Source organism: Nitrospira sp. BLG_2 (assembly GCF_049222245.1).
The window spans coordinates 1-1823 of sequence record NZ_JBLYIG010000317.1; the positions used below are offsets into that span (position 1 = coordinate 1).

Annotated in this window: 3 protein-coding genes; 2 read left to right on the forward strand and 1 reads right to left on the reverse strand. The window is 55.5% G+C overall.

Annotated elements, in window-relative coordinates:
* A partial coding sequence (locus ACOSYY_RS08845) for a cobalamin-dependent protein (RefSeq protein WP_421661902.1) occupies positions 1 to 914 on the reverse strand: 914 nt, incomplete at its 3' end.
* A 233-nt stretch (positions 915 to 1147) separates the two neighbouring features.
* Here ACOSYY_RS08845 and ACOSYY_RS20410 point away from each other — a divergent pair.
* Positions 1148 to 1516 carry a transcriptional regulator gene (locus ACOSYY_RS20410; RefSeq protein WP_526023305.1) on the forward strand — a complete coding sequence of 123 codons (369 nt, stop codon included), beginning with the start codon at positions 1148 to 1150 and terminating at the stop codon, positions 1514 to 1516.
* Complete coding sequence (locus tag ACOSYY_RS08855) at positions 1513 to 1734, forward strand: outer membrane protein assembly factor BamD (protein ID WP_421661903.1); 222 nt, start codon at positions 1513 to 1515, stop codon at positions 1732 to 1734. The genes ACOSYY_RS20410 and ACOSYY_RS08855 overlap by 4 nt, the downstream gene beginning before the upstream one ends.
* Positions 1735 to 1823 lie beyond the last annotated feature (89 nt).

Genomic DNA, 1823 nt, shown 5'->3' on the forward strand with positions numbered 1-1823 from the left:
TGCATCTTGAGGCCTTCCGCATCGATGGCCTCCACACCCAAGAACATGTACTGGAGCCCGAGCGTCTTCCAGAATTGGAAGACTTCCTTATTGCGCAGCAAGACATCGCCGCGTGTCTCCATATAGTACTGCTTCTTGATCCCTCGCCGGGCCACGGCTTCGCCGATCTCCATGCCCTGCTTGGCTTGGATGAAGGCCACGTCGTCGACCAAGAAGATGCCCGGCTCTTGAACTCGTTCCAATTCCTCCACCGCTTTTTCCGTGCTGACCGTTCGATAACTGCGGCCATAAAAGGTCCAGGCGCTGCAGAAGGAACAATCCCAGGGACAACCCCGCGCGAACTCGACCGAAGCGCACGGATCCAGCACCCCGATGAAGTACTTGTGCCGGTTGCGGAGCAGATCGCGAGCGGGACGGACATCGTCCAGATTTTCGATGAATTGCGCCGGCGGGCCTTCCCCGTCGAGCGTGACGACTCCCGGAACTTTTGTGATCGCTTTGCGATCATGTTCGACCGCCGTCAACAGTTTGGGAGCGGCGACCTCCCCTTCTCCCTTCAGCACGCAATCGATGGCCCCGTTGCCGTGTTCTAAAAAATCCTTCGCCACGAACGACGCGCTATGTCCGCCCACGAAGACAAAGCAGTTCGGCAACTCCTTCTTCGTCAGCTTTGCCAGATCCACGATCTCCGGAACATTTGCCAGGTAATTACAGCCGAACGCGACGGCGTCGGGCTTCCAAGCCCGGATGAGCGCCTCATAGTCCTTCCACGTATCCGCCTGCAAATCGATCAACCGGACATCGTGTCCAGCCTGGCGGCACGCCTGCGCCACCATCTCGAGGCCGAGCGGTTCCAGACGCAGATAAATCTTGGTATACATGAGTGGACCGGGATGGACTGCGAGGAATTTCATTGCCGCAAACCTCCGTCTATAACACGCTGGGCTAGAACCTTAGTGTTTCAAGGAATACGAACGACAGGTCGGCCCAGTGGATTAATCGTGATGTGACAATCGATGCGGGAACGGATTTTGACATATTGGAAGCGTCGGTGCAACCTTTAAGTGCGCAAGACTTAAGATGATTCGTGGAAGAGCCTCCCGGAGTATCCGGTTTTTCTTGGTCCCCGTGCTTACGATTATGAGACATGCTGCCTCCTGAACGCACATTCCGTCAGCGCATCATCGATCTTCTGACCGACGCTCGGATGACCACCGATCAGCTGGCCCGTATGCTCGGCATTCCGGAACGGCAAGTAGAGGAACACTTGGCTCATGTGGTAAAAACGGTGGCTCGGGACCGTTCACAACGGTTTATTCTTGAACCGTCCATGTGCTTGGATTGTGAGTTTATGTTTCGCGACCGAACAAGATTGACACGACCAAGCCGCTGCCCACACTGTCGAAGTGAAGGGATTTCTGCTCCACGCTACGGAATCGATTCGCTTGGATCAGGATCTACTCACGCGAACACGAAGGCGTCACAGCAGAAAGATGCCAGGAAAGGATCACTATGATAACCGCCCGACTCGTACTCTGTGCCCTCTGTTTGATGCTGCTCGGCTGCTCCGATCAGAAAGCGAAGGAGCTGTTTGAAACGGCCGCCTTCGAAGAAAACCAAGGGAATGTCCCTCATGCCAAGCAGCTCTACCAAGAACTGGTGAATCTCTACCCATCCACCAAAGTGGCCGAGATAGCTCGGGCACGGCTTGCCGATCTAGACAGCAGGAAATAGCGACGCCCACTATATCCGGGAGCCGTGGAGGACGCTCATGATTACATGCGGGCTCGGGTTGGTCGTCTGTGTCATGAAGGAGTGACCAT

Excerpts from the sequence above, each read along its gene's own strand:
- ACOSYY_RS08855 (WP_421661903.1), top strand. The coding sequence starts at position 1,513 with ATGATAACCGCCCGACTCGTACTCTGTGCCCTCTGTTTGATGCTGCTC.
- ACOSYY_RS20410 (WP_526023305.1), top strand. The coding sequence starts at position 1,148 with ATGCTGCCTCCTGAACGCACATTCCGTCAGCGCATCATCGATCTTCTG.